The following is a 968-nucleotide window of genomic DNA, read 5'->3' as shown; positions in this document are numbered from 1 at the left end:
TGTCGTTAGGCGTGCTGGTGGTGGAGGCCAGTATGGCCAGCGGCTCGCTGATCACCGCACGCCTGGCGGCGGAGCAAGGGCGCGAGGTGTACGCGATTCCGGGTTCCATCCACCACCCCGCCGCCAAGGGCTGTCATCAACTGATCCGTGATGGCGCGGTGCTTGTGGAAACCATCGAGCACATTCTTGAAAGCCTGCGCGGTTGGCAGCGGTTGTCCCATGCTGCGCCGGTGCCCGTGATCCATCCGCTGGTAGCGCTGCTGCATGCGGCACCGCATACCAGCGAAGCCTTGGCGATTGCCAGCGGTCGGCCGTTGTCCCAAGTACTGGCCACCCTGACGGAACTGGAGTTGGAGGGCCAGGTGATTTGCGAAAGCGGGCGCTGGCTGGCGCGGTGCCCGCTTTTGTAGTGGCCCGTTTTTGGCGCTAGGTTTTGTAACGAAGATCGGTAAACTGCCCAGAGCTTTAGTCCGGAGAGTAAACAATGGTCAACAGGTGGCGTGTGCTGGAAGCCGCACGGGAAATTCGCGCAGGCGCAGTGATCGCCTATCCGACCGAAGCGGTTTGGGGCCTGGGCTGCGACCCGTGGAACGAAGAAGCAGTGGATCGACTGTTGGCGATCAAGAACCGCTCGGTCGACAAAGGCCTGATCCTGGTGGCGGATAATATTCGTCAGTTCGACTTTCTGTTTGAAGATTTCCCGCAAACGTGGATCGAACGCATGGCCAGCACTTGGCCAGGGCCGAATACCTGGCTGGTGCCCCATCAAGACTTGCTGCCTGAATGGGTCACGGGTGTGCATGACACCGTAGCGCTGCGGGTCAGTGATCATCCGTTGGTGAGAGATTTGTGCGCCCAGGTCGGCCCGTTGATTTCCACCTCGGCCAACCCTCAGGGCCGCCCGGCGGCCCGCACGCGGCTTCGCGTAGAGCAGTATTTTCGCGGGCAAGTGGACTTGGTGTTGGGCG

The 968-nt window shown here is 61.5% G+C and carries 2 protein-coding genes; both read left to right on the top strand.

What is annotated here, in order from left to right; translation table 11 throughout:
• Positions 1-410 (top strand): DNA-processing protein DprA (locus APH41_RS20165; RefSeq protein ID WP_177333583.1); only part of this gene is annotated, 410 nt, incomplete at its 5' end.
• 74 nt (positions 411-484) lie between these two features.
• The coding region (locus APH41_RS20160; RefSeq protein WP_054921007.1) for an L-threonylcarbamoyladenylate synthase at positions 485-968 on the top strand (484 nt) is incomplete at its 3' end.

This window comes from Pseudomonas sp. NBRC 111138 (assembly GCF_001320835.1).
Classification (GTDB): Bacteria; Pseudomonadota; Gammaproteobacteria; order Pseudomonadales; family Pseudomonadaceae; genus Aquipseudomonas; species Aquipseudomonas paracarnis.
This window is presented reverse-complemented; position numbering and strand designations above follow the sequence as displayed.